The sequence below is a fragment of the Bradyrhizobium sp. T-1 genome (assembly GCF_053592855.1).
This window is the reverse complement of the sequence record NZ_CM132115.1, coordinates 605,809-623,167: the sequence shown is the minus strand read 5'-3', so window position 1 is coordinate 623,167 and position 17,359 is coordinate 605,809. Positions and strand designations below refer to the sequence as shown.

General features: G+C 64.1%; 18 protein-coding genes. 12 read left to right on the top strand and 6 right to left on the bottom strand.

Going from position 1 to position 17,359, the window contains the following annotated elements:
• Window positions 1-46: 46 nt before the first annotated feature.
• The 4 genes from ACWAT4_RS02935 to ACWAT4_RS02920 all read left to right on the top strand — a co-directional run bounded on the left by ACWAT4_RS02935 (window position 47) and on the right by ACWAT4_RS02920 (window position 4,913).
• A complete protein-coding gene (locus ACWAT4_RS02935; protein ID WP_449729769.1) occupies window positions 47-1,381 on the top strand; it encodes a substrate-binding protein in 1,335 nt (444 codons plus the stop codon).
• 99 nt (window positions 1,382-1,480) lie between these two features.
• Window positions 1,481-2,356, top strand: a complete 876-nt coding sequence (locus ACWAT4_RS02930; RefSeq protein ID WP_212303580.1) for a branched-chain amino acid ABC transporter permease — start codon at window positions 1,481-1,483, stop codon at window positions 2,354-2,356.
• A gap of 11 nt (window positions 2,357-2,367) precedes the next feature.
• Window positions 2,368-4,218, top strand: a complete 1,851-nt coding sequence (locus ACWAT4_RS02925) for a branched-chain amino acid ABC transporter ATP-binding protein/permease (protein WP_449729768.1) — start codon at window positions 2,368-2,370, stop codon at window positions 4,216-4,218.
• Complete coding sequence (locus tag ACWAT4_RS02920; protein ID WP_212303582.1) at window positions 4,215-4,913, top strand: ABC transporter ATP-binding protein; 699 nt, start codon at window positions 4,215-4,217, stop codon at window positions 4,911-4,913. Before ACWAT4_RS02925 ends, ACWAT4_RS02920 begins: the two co-directional genes overlap by 4 nt.
• 58 nt (window positions 4,914-4,971) lie before the next feature.
• On the opposite strand, the gene ACWAT4_RS02915 is transcribed toward ACWAT4_RS02920, so the two are convergent.
• A complete protein-coding gene (locus tag ACWAT4_RS02915; protein ID WP_212303583.1) occupies window positions 4,972-5,397 on the bottom strand; it encodes an HIT family protein in 426 nt (141 codons plus the stop codon).
• A 91-nt stretch (window positions 5,398-5,488) separates the two neighbouring features.
• Between ACWAT4_RS02915 and prmC the strand changes: the two genes are divergently transcribed.
• Together prmC and ACWAT4_RS02905 are read left to right on the top strand one after the other, a co-directional pair.
• Window positions 5,489-6,385 (top strand): peptide chain release factor N(5)-glutamine methyltransferase, encoded by an 897-nt coding sequence (prmC, locus tag ACWAT4_RS02910; RefSeq protein ID WP_449729767.1) that lies wholly within the window; start codon window positions 5,489-5,491, stop codon window positions 6,383-6,385.
• Between the two features lie 463 nt (window positions 6,386-6,848).
• Complete coding sequence (locus ACWAT4_RS02905; protein ID WP_212303585.1) at window positions 6,849-7,637, top strand: DUF4167 domain-containing protein; 789 nt, start codon at window positions 6,849-6,851, stop codon at window positions 7,635-7,637.
• 64 nt (window positions 7,638-7,701) lie between these two features.
• Here ACWAT4_RS02905 and ACWAT4_RS02900 read toward each other — a convergent pair whose 3' ends face one another.
• Complete coding sequence (locus ACWAT4_RS02900; RefSeq protein ID WP_212303586.1) at window positions 7,702-8,445, bottom strand: methyltransferase domain-containing protein; 744 nt, start codon at window positions 8,443-8,445, stop codon at window positions 7,702-7,704.
• A gap of 108 nt (window positions 8,446-8,553) precedes the next feature.
• Here ACWAT4_RS02900 and gloB point away from each other — a divergent pair, with 108 nt between their 5' ends.
• The 3 genes from gloB to ACWAT4_RS02885 all read left to right on the top strand — a co-directional run bounded on the left by gloB (window position 8,554) and on the right by ACWAT4_RS02885 (window position 10,604).
• On the top strand, window positions 8,554-9,321 hold the full coding sequence (gene gloB / locus ACWAT4_RS02895; protein WP_212303587.1) for a hydroxyacylglutathione hydrolase: 768 nt from the start codon (window positions 8,554-8,556) through the stop codon (window positions 9,319-9,321).
• Between the two features lie 37 nt (window positions 9,322-9,358).
• Window positions 9,359-9,781: a cupin domain-containing protein gene (locus ACWAT4_RS02890; RefSeq protein WP_212303588.1), complete on the top strand. Its 423-nt coding sequence runs from the start codon at window positions 9,359-9,361 to the stop codon at window positions 9,779-9,781.
• 139 nt (window positions 9,782-9,920) lie between these two features.
• A complete protein-coding gene (locus ACWAT4_RS02885; protein WP_449729766.1) occupies window positions 9,921-10,604 on the top strand; it encodes a flavin reductase family protein in 684 nt (227 codons plus the stop codon).
• Here ACWAT4_RS02885 and yddG read toward each other — a convergent pair whose 3' ends face one another.
• From yddG to ACWAT4_RS02870, 3 genes are all read right to left on the bottom strand, one after another.
• Window positions 10,605-11,474: an aromatic amino acid exporter YddG gene (yddG, locus tag ACWAT4_RS02880; protein WP_212427835.1), complete on the bottom strand. Its 870-nt coding sequence runs from the start codon at window positions 11,472-11,474 to the stop codon at window positions 10,605-10,607.
• A gap of 116 nt (window positions 11,475-11,590) precedes the next feature.
• Window positions 11,591-12,316 carry an acetoacetyl-CoA reductase gene (gene phbB, locus ACWAT4_RS02875; RefSeq protein WP_212303591.1) on the bottom strand — a complete coding sequence of 242 codons (726 nt, stop codon included), beginning with the start codon at window positions 12,314-12,316 and terminating at the stop codon, window positions 11,591-11,593.
• Between the two features lie 252 nt (window positions 12,317-12,568).
• Window positions 12,569-13,747, bottom strand: coding sequence for an acetyl-CoA C-acetyltransferase (locus ACWAT4_RS02870; protein ID WP_449729765.1), 1,179 nt, complete (start codon window positions 13,745-13,747; stop codon window positions 12,569-12,571).
• A gap of 315 nt (window positions 13,748-14,062) precedes the next feature.
• On the opposite strand from ACWAT4_RS02870, the gene phaR reads away from it, so the two are divergent.
• Both phaR and ACWAT4_RS02860 read left to right on the top strand, forming a co-directional pair.
• Window positions 14,063-14,653, top strand: coding sequence for a polyhydroxyalkanoate synthesis repressor PhaR (phaR, locus tag ACWAT4_RS02865; RefSeq protein ID WP_212303593.1), 591 nt, complete (start codon window positions 14,063-14,065; stop codon window positions 14,651-14,653).
• A gap of 101 nt (window positions 14,654-14,754) precedes the next feature.
• Entirely contained in the window at window positions 14,755-15,372 is a 618-nt protein-coding gene (locus ACWAT4_RS02860) for a class I SAM-dependent methyltransferase (RefSeq protein ID WP_212303594.1), read from the top strand.
• A gap of 6 nt (window positions 15,373-15,378) precedes the next feature.
• Here ACWAT4_RS02860 and ACWAT4_RS02855 read toward each other — a convergent pair whose 3' ends face one another.
• Window positions 15,379-16,266 (bottom strand): branched-chain amino acid aminotransferase, encoded by an 888-nt coding sequence (locus ACWAT4_RS02855; protein ID WP_449729764.1) that lies wholly within the window; start codon window positions 16,264-16,266, stop codon window positions 15,379-15,381.
• Between the two features lie 150 nt (window positions 16,267-16,416).
• On the opposite strand from ACWAT4_RS02855, the gene ACWAT4_RS02850 reads away from it, so the two are divergent.
• The gene (locus ACWAT4_RS02850; RefSeq protein ID WP_212445895.1) at window positions 16,417-17,352 is read left to right on the top strand and encodes an alpha/beta hydrolase; all 936 of its coding nucleotides are present in this window, start codon (window positions 16,417-16,419) and stop codon (window positions 17,350-17,352) included.
• Window positions 17,353-17,359: the final 7 nt, after the last annotated feature.

Sequence of the window (17,359 nt, the reverse complement as noted above, 5' to 3'; positions counted from 1 at the left end):
ATCGTGTTCTGCCTGCAAACAAGAACGACGTTCGGAGGAAACGACCATGACTGACGATCTCATCCGCCGCGGCCTGTCGCGCCGTGGTCTGCTTCAGACAACAGCAGGCCTCATCGGCGGCTCGGTGCTGCCGGCGATGCCGGCCTTCGCCGAGGACAAGCCGGCGATCGGCTCCTATCCCACCGGCGTATCGGGTTCCGCCGCCTTCATCGGAATCTCCGTGCCGCGTACCGGCACCTATGCCGTGCAGGGCGAGGACGAGCTCAAGGGCTATCAGCTCGCGATCGAGCACATCAACGAAGGCCATGAGCTGATCAAGAAGATCTCGCCGAAGACCAGCAAGGGCGTGCTCGGCAAGGAGCTGAAGTTCGGCGTCGCCGACTCCGCGGCGAAGCCGAACGAGGCGGTGCAGGCGCAGCAACGCTTCATCAGCGAGAACAAGGCGATCATGATCACCGGCGGCACCTCGAGCGCCGTTGCGGTCGCGCTCAACAAGCTCGCCCAGCGCGAGCACGTGCTGTTCGTGTGCGGCATCTCCGGCTCGAACGACACCACCGGCAAGGACTGCGTGCGCTACGGCGTCCGCCAGAACTTCTTCGGCCAGACCGCTGCGGCGGCGATCGGCCCGGTGATGGTGCGGGAGTTCGGCAAGGGCAAGAAGGCCGCGTACCTCACGCCGGATTACACCTACGGCCACACCGTCACGAAGTCGATGCAGGACTTCCTCGCGACGGCGGGTTGGACCACCACGACCAACCAGGTCGCGCCGCTCGGCGCACCCGACTATTCCTCGTATCTTCTGAACGTCGCGAATTCCGGCGCCGACGTGCTCATCAACGTCAATTGGGGCCACGACGCCGTGCTGTCGACCCAGCAGGCCAAGCAGTTCGGCGTGCTCGACAAGATGAAGCTGGTCGTCCCCTATCAGGTGCCCTTCATCGCGCGCGAGACCGGCGGCCTGATGCAGGGTGTCTACGCAGCCACCGACTATTGGTGGACGATCGAGGACAAGTTTCCGCTGGCCAAGATGTTCAACGAGGCCTTCGAGAAGAAGTACGGCTACAAGCCGGAATGGGGCGCCGAGAACGCCTATGTCAGCTTCGCCCATTGGGCCCATATGTGCGAGGAAGCCGGCAGCTTCAATCCGCCTGACGTGATCAAGGCCTATGAGAAGGGCGAGACGATTCCGTCCCTCGTCGGCGACGTGCATTACCGTCCCGAGGATCACCAGTGCGTCCGCCCCGTGATCATCGTCAAGGGCAAGCAGCAGAAGGACATGAAGAACAAGGAAGACTGGTACGACGTCGTCGAGATCGTTCCCGGCGAAGGTCTGATGCAGAAGCCGGACGCGTTCGGCTGCCATCTCGGCGATTACACCTGAGCACGCGCTAACCCCTGTGACGCCGTGGGCCTTAACTCTGGACCTGCGGCGTCGCCTTTTTTTGACGCAGGCCCTGCGCGTCACGACAGCGATTATTGCATGATCAGTTGGCCCAATCTCGTTTCGCAGCTATTCAACGGACTCGCGCTCGGCGCCCTGCTCGCGCTGATCAGCTCCGGCCTGACCATCATCTACGGCACGCTCGGCGTGCTCAACCTCGCGCATGGCGCGATGTTCATGATCGGCGGCTATGCCGGCTTCGTCACCTACCAGTACACGGAATCGTTCATCCTCGCCGTCATTGCGGGCTCGCTGTTCGTGATGCTGCTCGGCGTCGTGATGGAACGCGTCATCATCCGGCATTTCTATCATCGCCCGCACGAGGATCAGCTGCTGGTGACTTTCGGGCTCGGCATCTGCTTCGTCGAGCTCGTGCGCCTGCTGTTCTCGAGCCAGTCGCAGATCGTGCCGCCGCCGGCGCTGTTCCAGGGCATCACCAATCTCGGCTTCATGTTCTATCCGACCTACCGTCTCGCCGTCGTCGGCATCGTCGCGGTCGCGCTCGGCGCACTGTTCATCATCCTCTACCGCACCCGGCTCGGCATGATCGTGCGCGCCGGCATCGAGGATTCGGTGATGGTCGATTCGCTCGGCATCAACGTCTACCGCGTCTTCATGATCGTGTTCGGCATCGGCGCGATGGCGGCCGGCTTTGCCGGCATCGTCAATGCGCCGGTGGTGTCGCTGACACCGGGCATCGGTGACGACATCCTGGTCCAGACCTTCGTGGTTGTGGTGATCGGCGGCGTCGGCTCGTTCCCCGGCGCAATCCTCGGCGGCCTGATCGCCGGCGAGATCATCAGCGTCACCTCCATGTTCAACCCCGGCTATGCCTACGTGATGCTGTTTGCGGCGATGACGCTCGTGCTCGTGGTGCGACCGCATGGCCTGCTCGGCGTCCAGGGCCGCGAATAAGTGATCCGCTGATGCTCAAGCAACGCCCGTTCCTGATCGAGACACTGACGGCCATCGGCCTGATCGTGGCTCCCTTCGTGCTGCCGCATCTCGGCTTCGCGCCGAACACGGTGAATCGGATCCTGGTCTGGGGCCTGTTCGGGCTCGGCTTCGACATCCTGTTCGGCTTCACCGGCCTGTTGTCGTTCGGCCAGTCCGCCTTCTACGGCACTGGCGGCTTCGTCGCCGCCTACCTCCTGACCCGCGCCGGCTTTGGCAACGTGCTGGGCGCGCTGATCATCGGCATGATCGCGGCGGCGGCGACCGGCTATCTGATCGGCCTGATCGCGCTGCGCCGCACCGGCATCTATTTCGCGATGATCACGGTGGCGATCGCGGAGGTATTCTTCTTCGTCGAGTTCAATCCGCTCTCCGATTTCACCGGCGGCGAGAACGGCCTGCCGGGCGTGCCGACGCCGAGCTTCAATCTCGGCTTCACCACCCTCCATTTCACCAATGGCTGGTCGCTCTATCAGTTCATCGCGCTGTGCTATTTCATCGGCGTCGTCATCGCGCTCAGGATCGTGCGCTCACCGGTCGGTGCGATCCTGAGTGCGATCCGGGACAACCCGCTGCGCGCCACCGCGGTCGGCCACAACATCCACGGCTACAAGCTGACCGCCTTCGTGATCGCCGCGGCTTACGCGGGCTTCGCCGGCGGCCTGCTCGGCGTGCTCCAGGCCTTCATGCCGCCCGACGCCTTCACCTTCGACACCTCCGGCCAGCTGGTGATGCAGACTGCCATTGGCGGAAGGGGTACGCTGTTCGGCCCGCTCGTCGGTGCAACCGTCTGGCTCTTCCTTCAGGATTTCCTGCAATCCGCACTGGGGCTGGGAGCCGCCTGGAAGCTGGTGCTCGGTGTCGTGTTCGTGCTGCTGGTCTGCTTCCTGCGCGGTGGCATCATCGGCGGCCTTGCCGATCTCTACCGCCTCGTCTCAGGCGGGCGGCAGCAGACGGATGCGGAGCTGGAGCAGGAGGCGGCTGACGACGCCGAGGTCACGCCGCAACTCGCGCCCGCCCCGCTGCAGGCCAAGGCGGTCGAGCATCCCGCCTATTCCGGGCCGATCCTGAAAGCCATCGGCCTCACCAAGCGCTACGGCGGCCTGGTCGCCAACAGCGACATCGATTTCAGCGTCAACCAGGGTGAGCTGCGCGGCATCATCGGCCCCAACGGTGCCGGCAAATCGACCTTCTTCAAGATGCTGACCTGCGAGATCCCCCCGACCTCGGGCCAGATCGTGTTCGAGGGACGCGACATCACGGGATTGAAGGTGACTGACGTTTGCCAACTCGGGCTGACCAAGAGCTATCAGGTCAACCAGCTCTTCACCGGCCTGACGGTACGGCAGAACCTGACGATCGCAGCCCTCGCGGAGCTGCGCGGAAAATTCCGGCTCGACCTGTTCCGCACGCTCGCAGGCGTCAAGGGCCTGACTGAGCAGGTGGAGCACACGCTGGCACTGGTCAATTTGACCCGGCGCGCTGACACGCCCGTGTCCGAGCTCGCCTATGGCGAGAAGCGCAGGCTGGAGATCGGGCTTGCGCTCGCGACCTCGCCGCGCCTGCTGCTGCTCGACGAGCCGCTCGCCGGCATGAGCCCGCGCGAGCGGGTCGAAACCGTCAAGCTGCTCAAATCGATCGCGCGCGGCCGCACCATGATCATCATCGACCACGACATGGATTCGCTGTTCGAGCTGGTGGAACGCGTGACGGTGCTCCAGGAGGGCAAGGTGCTCGTCACCGGCACGCCCGAGGAAATCAAGACCAACGCCGCGGTGCAGGAAGCCTATCTCGGCGGCGTGCACGGAGAGATCGCCGCATGAGCCTGATCGAGGTCAACGGCCTGAACAGTTATTATGGGGATTCCCACATCCTGTTCGACGTCGCCATGCATGTCGAACGCCACGAGGTGGTGGCGCTGCTCGGCCGCAATGGCGCCGGCAAGAGCACGACGCTGAAGAGCCTGATGGGCGTCGTGACGCCGCGCAGCGGCAGCGTGAAGTTCGACGGGCGCGACATCGCCGGACGCAGGAGCCACAGAATCGCGCAGGCGGGCATGCAGCTCGTGCACGAGGAGCGCCGCATCTTCGGCAGCCTGTCGGTGGAGGAAAACATCGTCCTCGCCGGCATCACCGCGCCGAAACGCTGGCCGCTCGGGCGCATCTACGAGATGTTTCCGCGGCTGAAGGAGCGGCGCAACAACCGCGGCACCGAGCTCTCCGGCGGCGAGCAGCAGATGCTCGCGATCGCGCGGGCGCTGGTGCGCGACCCCAAGATCGTGCTCTTGGACGAGCCGTTCGAGGGGCTCGCTCCCGTCATCGTCCACGATCTCGTCAAGGCCTGCCGTGAGCTCGCGGCCGCCGGCCAGACCATCGTGCTGGTCGAGCAGAATCTGGCCGCAACGCTGGCGCTGGCAACGCGGATCTACATCATCAATAACGGCCACATCGTCCACGAGGGGCCGGCGCAGGAGCTCAAGGCCCAGCCGGAACTGCTGCAGCGCTATCTCGGCGTCTAGATTATTGTTTGAGCATGATCTCTTCGGAAAACCGCTACGAACTTTTCCGGATCATGCTCTAGCCACCAAGTGCCGCGATCATCCGCTTGGCATGGTCGGCGAGCACAGCCATGTCTTCCTTGCGCGTCTGCGCCGGCAACAGCTCGACGCCGGCCCTGACCGGCATCACATGCATATGCAGATGAAACACCACCTGCCCGCTGGCGGGCTCGCTGAACTGCTGCAGGATAATGCCCTCGGCCTCGAACGCCGTCATGGCCGCAATCGCGATCCGCTTGGCAGTCCGGGTGACCGCGGCGAGATCGTCATCTGCAATGTCGAGAATACCGCGTGCCGGTGCCCTCGGAATCACCAGCGTGTGTCCGGGCGAGCGCGGCATGATGTCCAGAAAGGCGAAGCTGCGCTCGTCCCTGAACACTTCGAAGCAGGGAATCTCGCCGCGCAGGATCTTTGCGAAGACATTCTGATCATCATAGGCCGTCATGGATGTCCTCCGTCGCTGCGGGGGACGATCAAACGCGCTCCTTTCCGTTGACGCAAGCAATGCCGCCGATCTATCCACGATGCCAGGCAGGATGGCTCCTTTGGCGACAGGTTTCGATTCCGGACACAGCATCGAGAGCGCGCGGCGCGCGCTTGCGGCGCGGCTGCATGCGGCCGGTATCGAAGAGCCCTCCCTCGATGCGCGCCTGCTCGTCGGCGCTGCGCTGGGGCTCGACCTGACCGGCCTGATCACGCAAGCGGCACGACATCTCACCCCCGAGGAGGCTGTGCGGCTCGAAGGCTATGCGCAACGAAGGCTCGCTCATGAGCCGGTCGCCCGCATTCTCGGCACACGGGAATTCTGGGGCCTGCCCTTCCGACTGTCCGAGGCGACGCTGGTGCCGCGGCCTGATACCGAGACCGTGGTCGAGTTGGCGCTCGAGATTTTTCGCGAACGCCCGATCGCGGGGCGCCGGCCGCGCATCGCCGATATCGGCACCGGATCCGGCGCCATCCTGCTCGCGCTGCTGCACGAGATTCCCGATGCGTTCGGCGTCGGCACCGATCTCAGCCTCACTGCGCTCGGCACCGCCATGGGCAATGCTGTCGCCCTCGGCCTTGCCGACCGCGCGGCATTCGTCGCCTGCTCCTATGCGGCGGCGCTCTCGGGCCCGTTCGATCTGATCGTGTCCAACCCGCCCTATATCCCCGCCGGGGAAATTCCGAAACTGAGCATCGAGGTGCGCGAGCACGATCCGCACCTGGCGCTCGATGGCGGCAATGACGGCTATGATGCCTATCGCGCCCTGATCCCGCAGGCGGCCGAACGGCTTGCGCCCGGCGGCGCACTGATCGTAGAGGCCGGTCAGGGGCAGGCCCGAGATATTGAAACCTTGATGGCAGCTGCCGCGTTATCGATCGACAGGCCGCCCAAGGCCGACCTGGCGGGCATACCCAGGGCCGTCTCGGCCCGAAAAATGCCCCCATAAAAGCCGGATTGGGCTCTAAAAAACCTCTTGGAATATCCCGTGGGAACGACTACGTTCCGGTCAACACATCGGTGCCGGCCCCGTAGACCTACGGGCGAAAGCCGGGCTCTCGGGCGAGAGCTTTACTGATTATAGGTTCCAAGCCGCAGGTCCTGTTGAGCGCGATGGCCAGTTAAGCTGCGCTGCTTACCGACCGCAAAGTGAACGAAAGCCAGATATTGCGCTTGAAGACTTACGCAACAAAGCTGGGCTTGTTTCGGCAGGCGATATGAGTGGGTTCGCTGGCAATGAATGCTGGCGGGTGGGGAACGCGTCTTTGTTGAACGCGACGGTCGACGAACATTGGCAGGGTTCAATCCGCTCTTGCGCGCGGTGCGCGCGAGGCCTGTGAACCGCTGTCAGCAGGTCACTCCTAGCAATCAGTAATGCGTGCAACCTTTAGGGCTGGAATTAAAGGCAGGACATGAGAAACGGTCAGAACAAGCAGCGGATGCGCAACCGCAACAACAATAACAACAACAATAACCGGCGCGGCCAGAACCCGATGACCCGGGTCTACGAATCGAACGGCCCCGACATCAAGATCCGCGGCACCGCCTCGCACATCGCCGAAAAATATCTTCAGCTTGCGCGCGACGCGCGCTCCTCGGGCGACCCGGTTGCCGCCGAAAACTACTACCAGCATGCCGAGCATTATTTCCGTCTGATCGCAGCGGCCCAGGAGCAGTTCCGCCAGAACCAGCAGCCCCGCGGCGACGAGCCCGTCAGCACCAGCAGTGACGATGGTGAGGACGACGGCGAGAATTTTTCGAATTTTGGCCAGGAGCCGGGTTTCGTTCCGCAGCCGCCGCAACAGCAGCAGCCCTTCATGCGCGATCGCGACGGCCAGCGGGATCATCAGCGTGACTACCAGCAGCGCGACAGCCAGCAGCCCTATCAGCGCGACCAGCAGCAGCCGCGCGAGCACCGCGAACGCGACCATCGTCCGCAACCGCAATATCAGCAGCACCAGCCGCAACCGCAGAACCAGCCGCAGCCTGTCGTCGCCGATGCCGGCAACGTCGATCGCCTGCCGTCCTTCATCACCGGTGCGCAGCCGCAAACGAATGGCGCGCCTGGCGGTTTCGAAGGCGGCAACGGTGGTGGCGGCGAGCGATATCCGCGGCGGCGCCGCCGGCCGCATGGCGGCCCGCGCCCGGAGCGCGAGGCAGCTCCGGCCTCAACCAGCGACGATCTCGCCCCCGGCGAGTAAGCCGCCCCCAATCTTCTGATCTTCATGGACTGCATCGTCCCGGCTCCGCCGGGACGATTTGTTTTCAGCTCCGCGTCACCGTCGTCGAGGACGGCACCAGCACCGGCTTCAACGAGGGAATCAGCCGCGCCCGTTCGCGCTTGGCAGGGATCGCGCGATAGACCTGCTTGGTCGCTTCGACGATGTGGACGCCTGCGAACGGCAGCGACAGCGCGGCGCCGGCCCGCTCCCACATCTGCGCCGATTTCAGGACCCAGCGGCCCGCATAAGGCGGCATGAACAATGCTTCGCCCCAGGCGGTCGGCGTGAACCAGGTCTGGCGCAACAGGTCCGTGATCTGCGAGCGCGAATAGGGACGGCCATGGCCGAACGGCGTGTTGTCGCTGCGCGTCCACACGCCGCGCCGGTTCGGGATCACCGCGATGACGCGCCCCGAGGGCGACAGCACGCGCCAGATCTCGCGCAGCAGCGCGGCCGGGTCATCCGACATCTCGAGTGCATGGACCAGCAGGATGCGGTCCACCGCGGCGTCGGGAAGCGGTAGCGAGAACTCGTCGACCAGCGAGGCCAGTGCCGGCCGCCCGGTCGGCCATTTCAACACGCCCTGGGCCGCCGGCATGAAGGCAATGCAGCGCTCCGCGTCCTCACGGAACAGCCCAAGATAGGGCGTCGGATAGCCGATGCCGAGCACGCGCTGGCCCTCGGCGCCCGGCCAACGCTCCCTGATCCCGCGGTTGATCATCTGCCGCGCCACAATGCCGAGGCGCCGGGAATAGAATTCGCGAAGGTCGACGACGTCGATGGTCATGACGGCAATGTAACATGCACAAGCGGGTGGCCGCGCGCTGAATATTGCATTGCCTGCGCAACGTTAACGCCATATTTGTCTGGCGGGGCTGAGCGCGATGGAGAAGTCATGGCCGCCGAAATTCGTACTTTCACCTGTTTAAACGACAATTTCGGTTATCTGATCCACGATGTGGAAACCAAGGCAACCGCCTCGATCGACGCACCGGAAGCCGGTCCCATCATCAAGGCGCTGGAGCGGGAGGGCTGGCAGCTCACCGATATCCTGATCACCCATCATCACGGCGATCATGTCGGCGGGGTCGCCGAACTCAAGCAGAAATACAACTGCCGCGTCGTCGCGCCGCATGACAAGACGGCGAAGATCGCTGACGTCGATTTACGCGTTGCCAATGGCGACGTGGTCAAGGTCGGCACTCTGCTGGGGCGCGTGCTCGAGACGCCGGGCCACACGCTCGACCACATCTCCTACGTATTCGACACCGAGAAGACGCTGTTCGCCGCCGACACGCTGTTCTCGATCGGCTGCGGCCGCGTTTTCGAGGGCAACTATCCGATGATGTGGGACTCATTGTTGAAGCTTCGGGCCCTGCCCGACGACTTCAATCTCTATTGCGGCCACGAATACACGGCGTCCAACGTCAAGTTCGCGCTCACCGTGGATCCGGACAATGCGGCGCTCCAGGCGCGCGCGGCGGAGGTCGCGAGGTTGCGGGCGGAGAACAAGCCAACCATCCCCTCACTGCTTGGTGACGAAAAGCGAGCAAACGTGTTCCTGCGCGCTGATGAACCGTCGGTCGCAGCCAGATTACACATGAAGGGAGCGGATGCCGCCGCAGTGTTCGGCGAGCTGCGCGAGCGCAAGAATAAGTCCTGAAGACCAAGTTCTGAAGACCAAGTCCTGACGGGGATCGATGCCGACCGCAGCCGAGATCATCGCGCGCCTGGAACTCCGCCCTCATCCCGAAGGCGGGCACTATCGCGAGACTTTTCGCGACCAGACCACGGACGCCAACGGCCGATCTCGCTCGACCCTCATCTACTTCCTGCTCGCACGCGGCGAACGCTCACACTGGCATCGCATCGATGCGGTCGAGACCTGGCACTATTATGCCGGCAGCCCCCTGACACTGCGCATCGCGCATGAGGGCTGCTCCCAGCACGAGGTGCGGCTCGGCACCGACCTTGTCAGCGGCGAGCGGCCGCAGGCGATCGTGCCGGCGGACGCGTGGCAGATGGCGGAAACCACCGGCGAGTGGACGCTGGTCGGCTGCACCGTGGCACCCGCCTTCGAGTTCGCAAAATTCGAGCTCGCGCCGAAGGGCTGGGAGCCGTAGAGATTCTTGTTTTGACGCGTTTTCTTCACGCGAAGCGGTGTCCACTTCGGTAAAAAAAACGCTCTGCCTGATCTGGAATCGGGTGGGTTCGACCTGCTTCTCCAATTAGGACAGCGCTTCCAGTCAACAGGAGCGCACGATGCACGGAACACTCGGCCCCGCCGCCGTCCAGATCGACCCGGCCATCTTGTATTTCGGAACGCCGGTCGTCCTGATCGGATCGATCAATGACGACGGCTCCCACAATCTTGCACCGATGTCGTCAGCGTGGTGGGTTGGATGGCGCTGCATGCTTGGGCTCGCGCGTAATTCGAAGACCACCGAGAACATGATTCGCACCGGCGAATGTGTGCTCAATCTCCCGTCGACCGACCTCGTCGCCGCCGTGGACCGCCTCGCCCGTACCACGGGCTCGGATCCCGTGCCGCCTGGAAAACTCTATCGCGGCTACCGGCACGAGAAGAACAAGTTTGGGCTCAGCGGCCTGACGGCGTTGTCGGGCGAAACGGTCAGCGCGCCACGCGTGGCCGAGTGCCCGGTGCAGATGGAAGCGAAGGTCGCCTATGTGCATGAGATGGCGCAGGACGATGCGGCCTGGGGTGGCAATCTGACCGCAATCGAGGTCCGCGTCACCCGCGTGCACGCGCATCCCCATATCATGATGGACGGCGTGCCCAATCGCATCGATCCAGACAAATGGCGGCCGCTGATCATGTGCTTTCAGGAATTCTATGGCCTAACGCCGCAACGCTTGCAGCGCTCCGAGCTTGGACAGATCCCGGAAGCGATGTATCGGCCGCCGGGTTGGCAGCCGGCGCTCTGATCATCGCTTCCGCAGCACCATGTCTTTCGCCGCGATCAGGCCGCCGCCGGCGATCAGGATCGCTGCAATCGCGATGTTGGCGCTGGCCTTTGCGAAGCCGGCGGCGATGAGGAAGCCGGTCGACAATAGCGGCGTCGCGTAAGACGCGGCGCCAAGAACACGGATATCCCCACGCTTCATGCCGATATCCCAGGCGTAGAAGGCCGCACCGACGGGGCCGATGCCGAGCCCGACCACCGCAAGCCATTGCAGCGCGGTCTCGGGCCACACCGTGGTCTCCAGCAGACCATGCATCAGCACGGCGAGCGTTGACGTGGCGAGGCAGAAGCCTGCAACCGCGTCGGTCGGCACCGCCTTCAACCGCCGCGACAGCACCGAATAGGCCGCCCACACGAACGCCGCGATAAAGGCCGCGATCAATCCCGGGACCGCCCCCGGCGCGAAGCCGGAGGTATTGCCGGCGAACAGCAGCACGGTGCCGACGAGGCCGAGCACGGCGCCGATGACGTGATGCACGGCGAGCCGCTCACCCGGCAGGAACGAGGAAAACAGCACGATCAGCAGCGGCCACATGTAATTGAGGAGTCCGGCTTCGGCCGGAGGCGCGAAGCGCAGCGCGAGGAAGTAGAGCGCGTGATAGCCGAACAATCCGCCGACGCCGACGACCCACACGACGAACGGCTGCCGCAAGCTTTTCGCCGCATCGCCGCGACCGATCCAGGTGAGCAAGCCGACAAGCCCCCCGATCACGAAGGTCATGGCCGCAAGCTGAAAGGCCGGGATCTTGCCGGTCGCCACCGTCATCACGGAGAGCAGCGACCACATCAGAATCGCGGTCAAACCGATCAGTGTGGCAGTGCGCGGGGTCATGGATCAAAAGGCTCTGAGGACGCTTATGCCCGGCACGAGGCCGGGCATTTGCGTCTTCACTATCGCCTTGTCTTGCCCAACGCTACAGGCTTTTGGCTCAGAAGCCTGCCGCCAGATCAGGCCTGATACTGGCCGCCATTGATGGTCATCGTCGATCCCGTGATGAAGCCGGCCTCGTCGGCCGCCAGGAACACGACCGCGCGCGCAATCTCCTCGGGCTCGCCCAGCCGGTTGACCGGGATTTGCGGAATCACGCTCTTCTCCAAGACGTCCTTCGGCACCGCCTGCACCATTTCGGTGTTGATATAGCCCGGGCAGATCGCGTTGACGGTGATGCCGCCCTTGGCGTTCTCGAGCGCGAGCGCCTTGGTGAAGCCGATATCGCCGGCCTTCGCGGCGGAATAGTTGACTTGGCCGAACTGACCCTTCTGGCCGTTGATCGACGAGATCGAGATGATACGTCCGAACTTGCGCGCACGCATGCCCTCGATCACCTGGCGCGTCATGTTGAACAGCGAGCCGAGATTGGTGTTGATGACGGCGTTCCACTGCTCGAGCGTCATCTTGTGGAAGGCGGTGTCGCGCGTGATGCCGGCATTGTTGACGAGCACCTCGACCGGCCCGAGATCGGCTTCGACCTTCTTCACGCCCTCGGCGCAGGCATCGAAGCTGCTGACGTCCCATTTGTAGACGGCAATGCCGGTCTCGGCCTTGAACTTCTCCGCCGCCGCATCATTGCCGGCGTAGCTCGCCGCAACCTTGTAGCCGGCCGCCTTCAGCGCCTTGCTGATCGCAGCACCGATGCCCCTCGTACCACCCGTGACCAATGCAACTCGTGCCATATCGTATTCCTTCCCTTGGACTCTTCGGACGTTTCTGAAGTGATCGTTTTTAGTGGTGGATTATGCGGTTGGTTTGACGGACATCAAGAACAAAACGCCCGGCGTTGAGCCGGGCGTTTGTATTTAGTCGAGGCTTGCGCGATTGCGAAGAATATTTGATTTGCAACCGCTGCCTTTTTAGTCGCGTGCATCGCACCCACTCATGTGTGCAGCGCACGCGCACGTCACGCGTAAGTTACGCGTCAGCTAGCTTCAGTCGCGCGCCAGACACATCGCGATCCCCATGCCGCCGCCGATGCACAGCGTGGCGAGGCCCTTCTTCGAATCGCGCTTCTGCATTTCGTGCAGCAGCGTCACCAGCACGCGCGCGCCGGATGCGCCGACCGGGTGGCCGATCGCGATCGCGCCGCCGTTGACGTTGACCTTGGACGTATCCCAGCCGAGGTCCTTGTTGACCGCGCAAGCCTGCGCCGCAAAAGCCTCGTTGGCCTCGATCAGGTCGAGGTCGCCGACGTTCCAGCCGGCCTTCTTCAGCGCGGCGCGCGAGGCCGGGATCGGGCCCGAGCCCATGATCTTCGGATCGACACCGGCCTGCGCCCAGGAGACGATGCGCGCGAGCGGCTTCTTGCCTTCCTTGGCGGCCTGCTTGGCGGTCATCAGCACCACCGCGGCGGCGCCGTCATTGATGCCGGAGGCCGAGCCTGCGGTGACCGTGCCGTCCTTCTCGAAGGCGGGCTTGAGCTTGGCCATCGCATCGATCGTGGCGCCGTGACGCGGATATTCGTCGGCGCTGACGACGATGTCGCCCTTGCGGGTCTTGATGGTGACGGGGACGATCTCGTCGCTGAACTTGCCGGCCTTCTGCGCGGCTTCAGCCTTCTGCTGCGAGGCGACCGCGAACTCGTCCTGCTGGGCACGGGTGATCTGCCACTGCCGCGCGACGTTCTCGGCGGTGTTGCCCATGTGGTAGCCGTTGAAGGCATCCCACAGCCCGTCCTTGATCATGGTGTCGACGAACTCGACCGGGCCCATCTTGACGCCGCCGCGCAGATACTGGGCGTGCGGAGCCATGCTCATGGATTCCTGGCCGCCGGCAACCACGATTTCGGAATCGCCGTTGAGCAGCGCCTGGTAGCCAAGCGCAACCGTGCGCAGGCCGGAGCCGCAGAGCTGGTTCACGCCCCACGCCGGGCTCTCTACCGGAATGCCGGCGCCAATCGAGGCCTGGCGGGCGGGGTTCTGGCCCTGCGCAGCGGTCAGGATCTGACCCATGATGACCTCCGAGACCCGGCCGGGCTCGATGCCACCGCGCTCCAGCGCGGCTTTAATGGCGACGGCACCGAGATCATGGGCGGGAAGGGTCGCGAAGGCTCCGTTGAAGCTTCCGACCGGGGTGCGGGCGGCGCTGACGATGACGACATCGTCTGACATGGGCATCTCCTGGGCTTGAGGTTCTATGTAGAGGGGGCAGGCGGGGCTGGAAAAAGCGTTCGCCAGTCTCGTCAACCATCCTGTTAACGTCGTTGAGGCATGTCAATCGGCCGGCGATCGAATTCATGCCGCAGCGCATTCAAAATAGCGTTCTTGGCGCTTTCGCAAGCAAGATTTTGCTCCGCGATTAACCGTGCCGCACAAAACGGTAGCGTGACCCCTTTGAAAATGCTTATTTTGTTGCGTTGCGTACTCTTCCCGCCCTGCGGCATTGGCCGCCGGGTTCCCGTTCTCCGCGCTTGCAAGTGAGAGCCCATGGCGAAATCAGACCAACCCACCACCATCAAGAAATACGCGAACCGCCGGCTCTATAACACCGGAACGAGCACCTATGTGACGCTCGAGGACCTCGCCGCCATGGTCAAGGACGGCGAAGATTTCCTGGTTTACGACGCCAAGACCGGCGACGACATCACCCGATCGGTGCTCGCCCAGATCATCTTCGAGCAGGAGAACAAGGCCGGCCAGAACCTGCTCCCGACCACCTTCCTGCGCCAGCTGATCCGCTTCTACGGCGACAGCATGCAGATGGTGGTGCCGAAATATCTGGAACAGTCGATCGCGACGCTGACCCAGGAGCAGGAGAAGTTCCGTAAGCAGATCGCCAACACGCTGTCCGGCACTCCCTTTGCCCCGCTGGAGGAACAGGTCCGCCGCAACATGGAGCTGTTCCAGCAGACCTTCTCAATGTTCAAGCCCTTCGCCCCGCCTGCCCGCTCGGCGACTCCGGAGCCGGAGCCCGGCGCGAGCACCGAGGCGCCCAAGGACACCAACATCGACGATCTGCGCCAGCAGATGAAGGACATGCAGGAACGCCTCGAACGGATGTCCAAGAAGGACGAGTAGGCCTTTCACGCACACCAGCGCGCCCGCATGAGGCGGGCGCGCGAACGATCGATTGCGGCATCCCCGCGCGCGCTGCCGTCCCGGCCAAGGCCGGAGCTCCCATGTCCGATCGCACCACGCACTGGCAGAATGTCTACGCCACCAAGGGCGAGGCCGAGGTCAGCTGGTTTCAGGACAGCCCCACGATCTCGCTCGAGATGATTCGTACGGTCAGTCCGAATCGTGACGCCGCCATCATCGACGTCGGCGGTGGCGCGTCACGCCTGGTGGACGCGCTCCTGCAGGACGGATACCGCGATCTCGCCGTGCTGGACCTCTCCGCCAACGCTCTCGACGCGGCGAAGAAACGCGTAGGCGCCGCCGCTTCGCGCGTGGATTGGATCGTTGCCGACGCCACCACGTGGCGGCCGGCGAAGACCTACGACGTCTGGCACGATCGGGCCGCCTTTCACTTCCTGACCGACCCGCGCGACCGGGCCGCTTACGTCGAGCGCCTGCGAACGGCGATTGCCCCCGGCGCACACATCATCATCGCGACGTTTGCGCCCGACGGTCCGGAGAAATGCAGCGGCCTGCCGGTGCAGCGGCACGACAGTGCGAGCCTCGCCGCAGAGCTTGGGCCTGGGTTCGAGCTGGTCGAGACGCGAAGCGAGACACACCAAACGCCATGGCATTCGATGCAGGCATTTCAGTTCAGCCGGTTTCGGAGGCGCAGCTAGCTTGCGTCACGCCGCCAGCTTCACCGCGTGCGCAAAGTCCCAATAGAGTTTTCGCGCTTTGGTGTAGAGCGGGCCCGGCTTCAGCTCGCGCGAATCGATGCGAATCACGGGCGCCACTTTTGCGAAATTGCCGGTGGAGAAGATCTCGTCGGCGGCCAGGAAATCCGCGTAGCGCAGCGTCTTCTCGACCACGGTGACGCCCTCGCCGCGAAGCAGGTTGATGACACGCTGACGCGTGATGCCGTTGAGGAAGGTGCCGTTCGGCACCGGTGTGAAGACCACGCCGTCTTTCGCCATGAACACGTTCGAATTGCCGAACTCCGCGACATTACCGAGCATGTCGAGCATCAGCGCATTCTGGAAGCCGCGCGAGGCCGCTTCCGCGAGCGCGCGCGAATTGTTCGGATAGAGGCAGGCCGCCTTGGCCTCGACCGGCGCGCATTCGATGGTGGGCCGGCGGAACGGCGACAGCGTGATCGCATTACCGACCGGCTTCGGCATCGGCGCCTCATAGATGCAAAGGCACCAGTTGGTGGTCTCGGGGTCAAACAACACGCCGCCGCCCGAGCCGTTCTGCGCCCAATACATCGGACGGATATAGAGCTCGGCATTCGCGGCAAAGCGCGCGATGCCCTCGTTCGCGAGCGTCAGCCAGATCGCGGGATCGACCACCGGCTTCAGACCAAAATTGATCGCAGATTGATTCGCTCGGGCGACATGGCGATCGAGATCCGGCGCGACGCCTTCGAACGCGCGTGCACCGTCGAACACGACCGAGCCGAGCCAGGCCGCATGTGTCCGCGGCCCCATGATCGGCACATTGCCGTCATGCCATTTGCCCTCGAAGAAGGTCCAGCTCGGCGAATACTCGATCGGCGTCCTGATCTCGGCCATGACCGGCCTCCCCTCGAAAAATATCCGGGCACTATTGTCCCAACTTCTAAATGATTTGCTGCGGCGAAGCATCAACTCTCCGCTCAAAAGAGGATGGGACCACATCGCGTCCAAACCGGTTATAGTGCCGGGCACGTCACGGAGCTTCCCATGCCGCTCGATCCGCTCGCAAAGCGCTTGTTGACCATGATGGCTGCGGCTGCGCCGCAGGCACGGAGCCGGCCGAGCGTCGAAGCCCGGCGGCAATCGCTGGCGAAGCTGATGCAGTTCGCACGCGCCGAGGCCCCGGATGTGACGGCATCCGACGGCACGCTGCCCGGCCCCGGCGGAGAGCTGCCCTATCGCCTCTATTCGCCGGCGTCTGCCGGCGAGCGCGTGCCGGGCTTCGTGTTTTTTCACGGCGGCGGCCTCGTGGCCGGCAGCGTTGCGACGCATGACCGGATTGCAGCGGCGCTGGCGCACGCGACCGGCTGCCGTCTTGTTTCGGTCGACTACCGCCTCGCGCCCGAGCACAAATATCCTGCCGCCATTGACGACGCGATCGCGGCCACCGAATGGGTCGCGCGTGAAGCCCCGTCTCTCGGCGTCGACGCTGAGCGGCTGGTGGTCGGTGGCGATTCCGCCGGCGCCACGCTGGCTGCGATCGTCTGCCAGGAGGCCGCGCAGAGCGCCGGACTCTCGATTGTCGCGCAATGCCTGATCTGCCCGGTGCTGGATTTCGAAGAGACCTCACCCTCGCGCGAGGCGTTCGCCGAGGGCCATCTGATCGATCGCGTCACCATCGAGGCCGACCTGTCCGACTACCTGCCCGAGGGGCTGGATGCCGCCGATCCCCGCATCTCGCCGCTGCGCGCGACGCGGCTCGCAGGCCTGCCCACGACGATCATCCACACCGCCGAGTACGACCCGATGCGCGACGAAGGCAATGCCTATGCACACAGGCTGCTTGCTGCCGGCGTCGCGGTCGAGCACGTCTGCCATGACGGCATGGTTCACAATTTCCACGCCATGGGCGCGATCCTGCCGCAAGCGCAGCTCGTGCTGTCCCAGATCGGCGAGCAGGTGCGGCGGGCGGTAGAGAAATAGCAGCGCG

Coding starts and splice junctions, on each gene's coding strand:
- ACWAT4_RS02935 (WP_449729769.1), top strand. CDS start 47: ATGACTGACGATCTCATCCGCCGCGGCCTGTCGCGCCGTGGTCTGCTT.
- ACWAT4_RS02930 (WP_212303580.1), top strand. CDS start 1,481: ATGATCAGTTGGCCCAATCTCGTTTCGCAGCTATTCAACGGACTCGCG.
- ACWAT4_RS02925 (WP_449729768.1), top strand. CDS start 2,368: ATGCTCAAGCAACGCCCGTTCCTGATCGAGACACTGACGGCCATCGGC.
- ACWAT4_RS02920 (WP_212303582.1), top strand. CDS start 4,215: ATGAGCCTGATCGAGGTCAACGGCCTGAACAGTTATTATGGGGATTCC.
- ACWAT4_RS02915 (WP_212303583.1), bottom strand. CDS start 5,397: ATGACGGCCTATGATGATCAGAATGTCTTCGCAAAGATCCTGCGCGGC.
- prmC (WP_449729767.1), top strand. CDS start 5,489: ATGGCTCCTTTGGCGACAGGTTTCGATTCCGGACACAGCATCGAGAGC.
- ACWAT4_RS02905 (WP_212303585.1), top strand. CDS start 6,849: ATGAGAAACGGTCAGAACAAGCAGCGGATGCGCAACCGCAACAACAAT.
- ACWAT4_RS02900 (WP_212303586.1), bottom strand. CDS start 8,445: ATGACCATCGACGTCGTCGACCTTCGCGAATTCTATTCCCGGCGCCTC.
- gloB (WP_212303587.1), top strand. CDS start 8,554: ATGGCCGCCGAAATTCGTACTTTCACCTGTTTAAACGACAATTTCGGT.
- ACWAT4_RS02890 (WP_212303588.1), top strand. CDS start 9,359: ATGCCGACCGCAGCCGAGATCATCGCGCGCCTGGAACTCCGCCCTCAT.
- ACWAT4_RS02885 (WP_449729766.1), top strand. CDS start 9,921: ATGCACGGAACACTCGGCCCCGCCGCCGTCCAGATCGACCCGGCCATC.
- yddG (WP_212427835.1), bottom strand. CDS start 11,474: ATGACCCCGCGCACTGCCACACTGATCGGTTTGACCGCGATTCTGATG.
- phbB (WP_212303591.1), bottom strand. CDS start 12,316: ATGGCACGAGTTGCATTGGTCACGGGTGGTACGAGGGGCATCGGTGCT.
- ACWAT4_RS02870 (WP_449729765.1), bottom strand. CDS start 13,747: ATGTCAGACGATGTCGTCATCGTCAGCGCCGCCCGCACCCCGGTCGGA.
- phaR (WP_212303593.1), top strand. CDS start 14,063: ATGGCGAAATCAGACCAACCCACCACCATCAAGAAATACGCGAACCGC.
- ACWAT4_RS02860 (WP_212303594.1), top strand. CDS start 14,755: ATGTCCGATCGCACCACGCACTGGCAGAATGTCTACGCCACCAAGGGC.
- ACWAT4_RS02855 (WP_449729764.1), bottom strand. CDS start 16,266: ATGGCCGAGATCAGGACGCCGATCGAGTATTCGCCGAGCTGGACCTTC.
- ACWAT4_RS02850 (WP_212445895.1), top strand. CDS start 16,417: ATGCCGCTCGATCCGCTCGCAAAGCGCTTGTTGACCATGATGGCTGCG.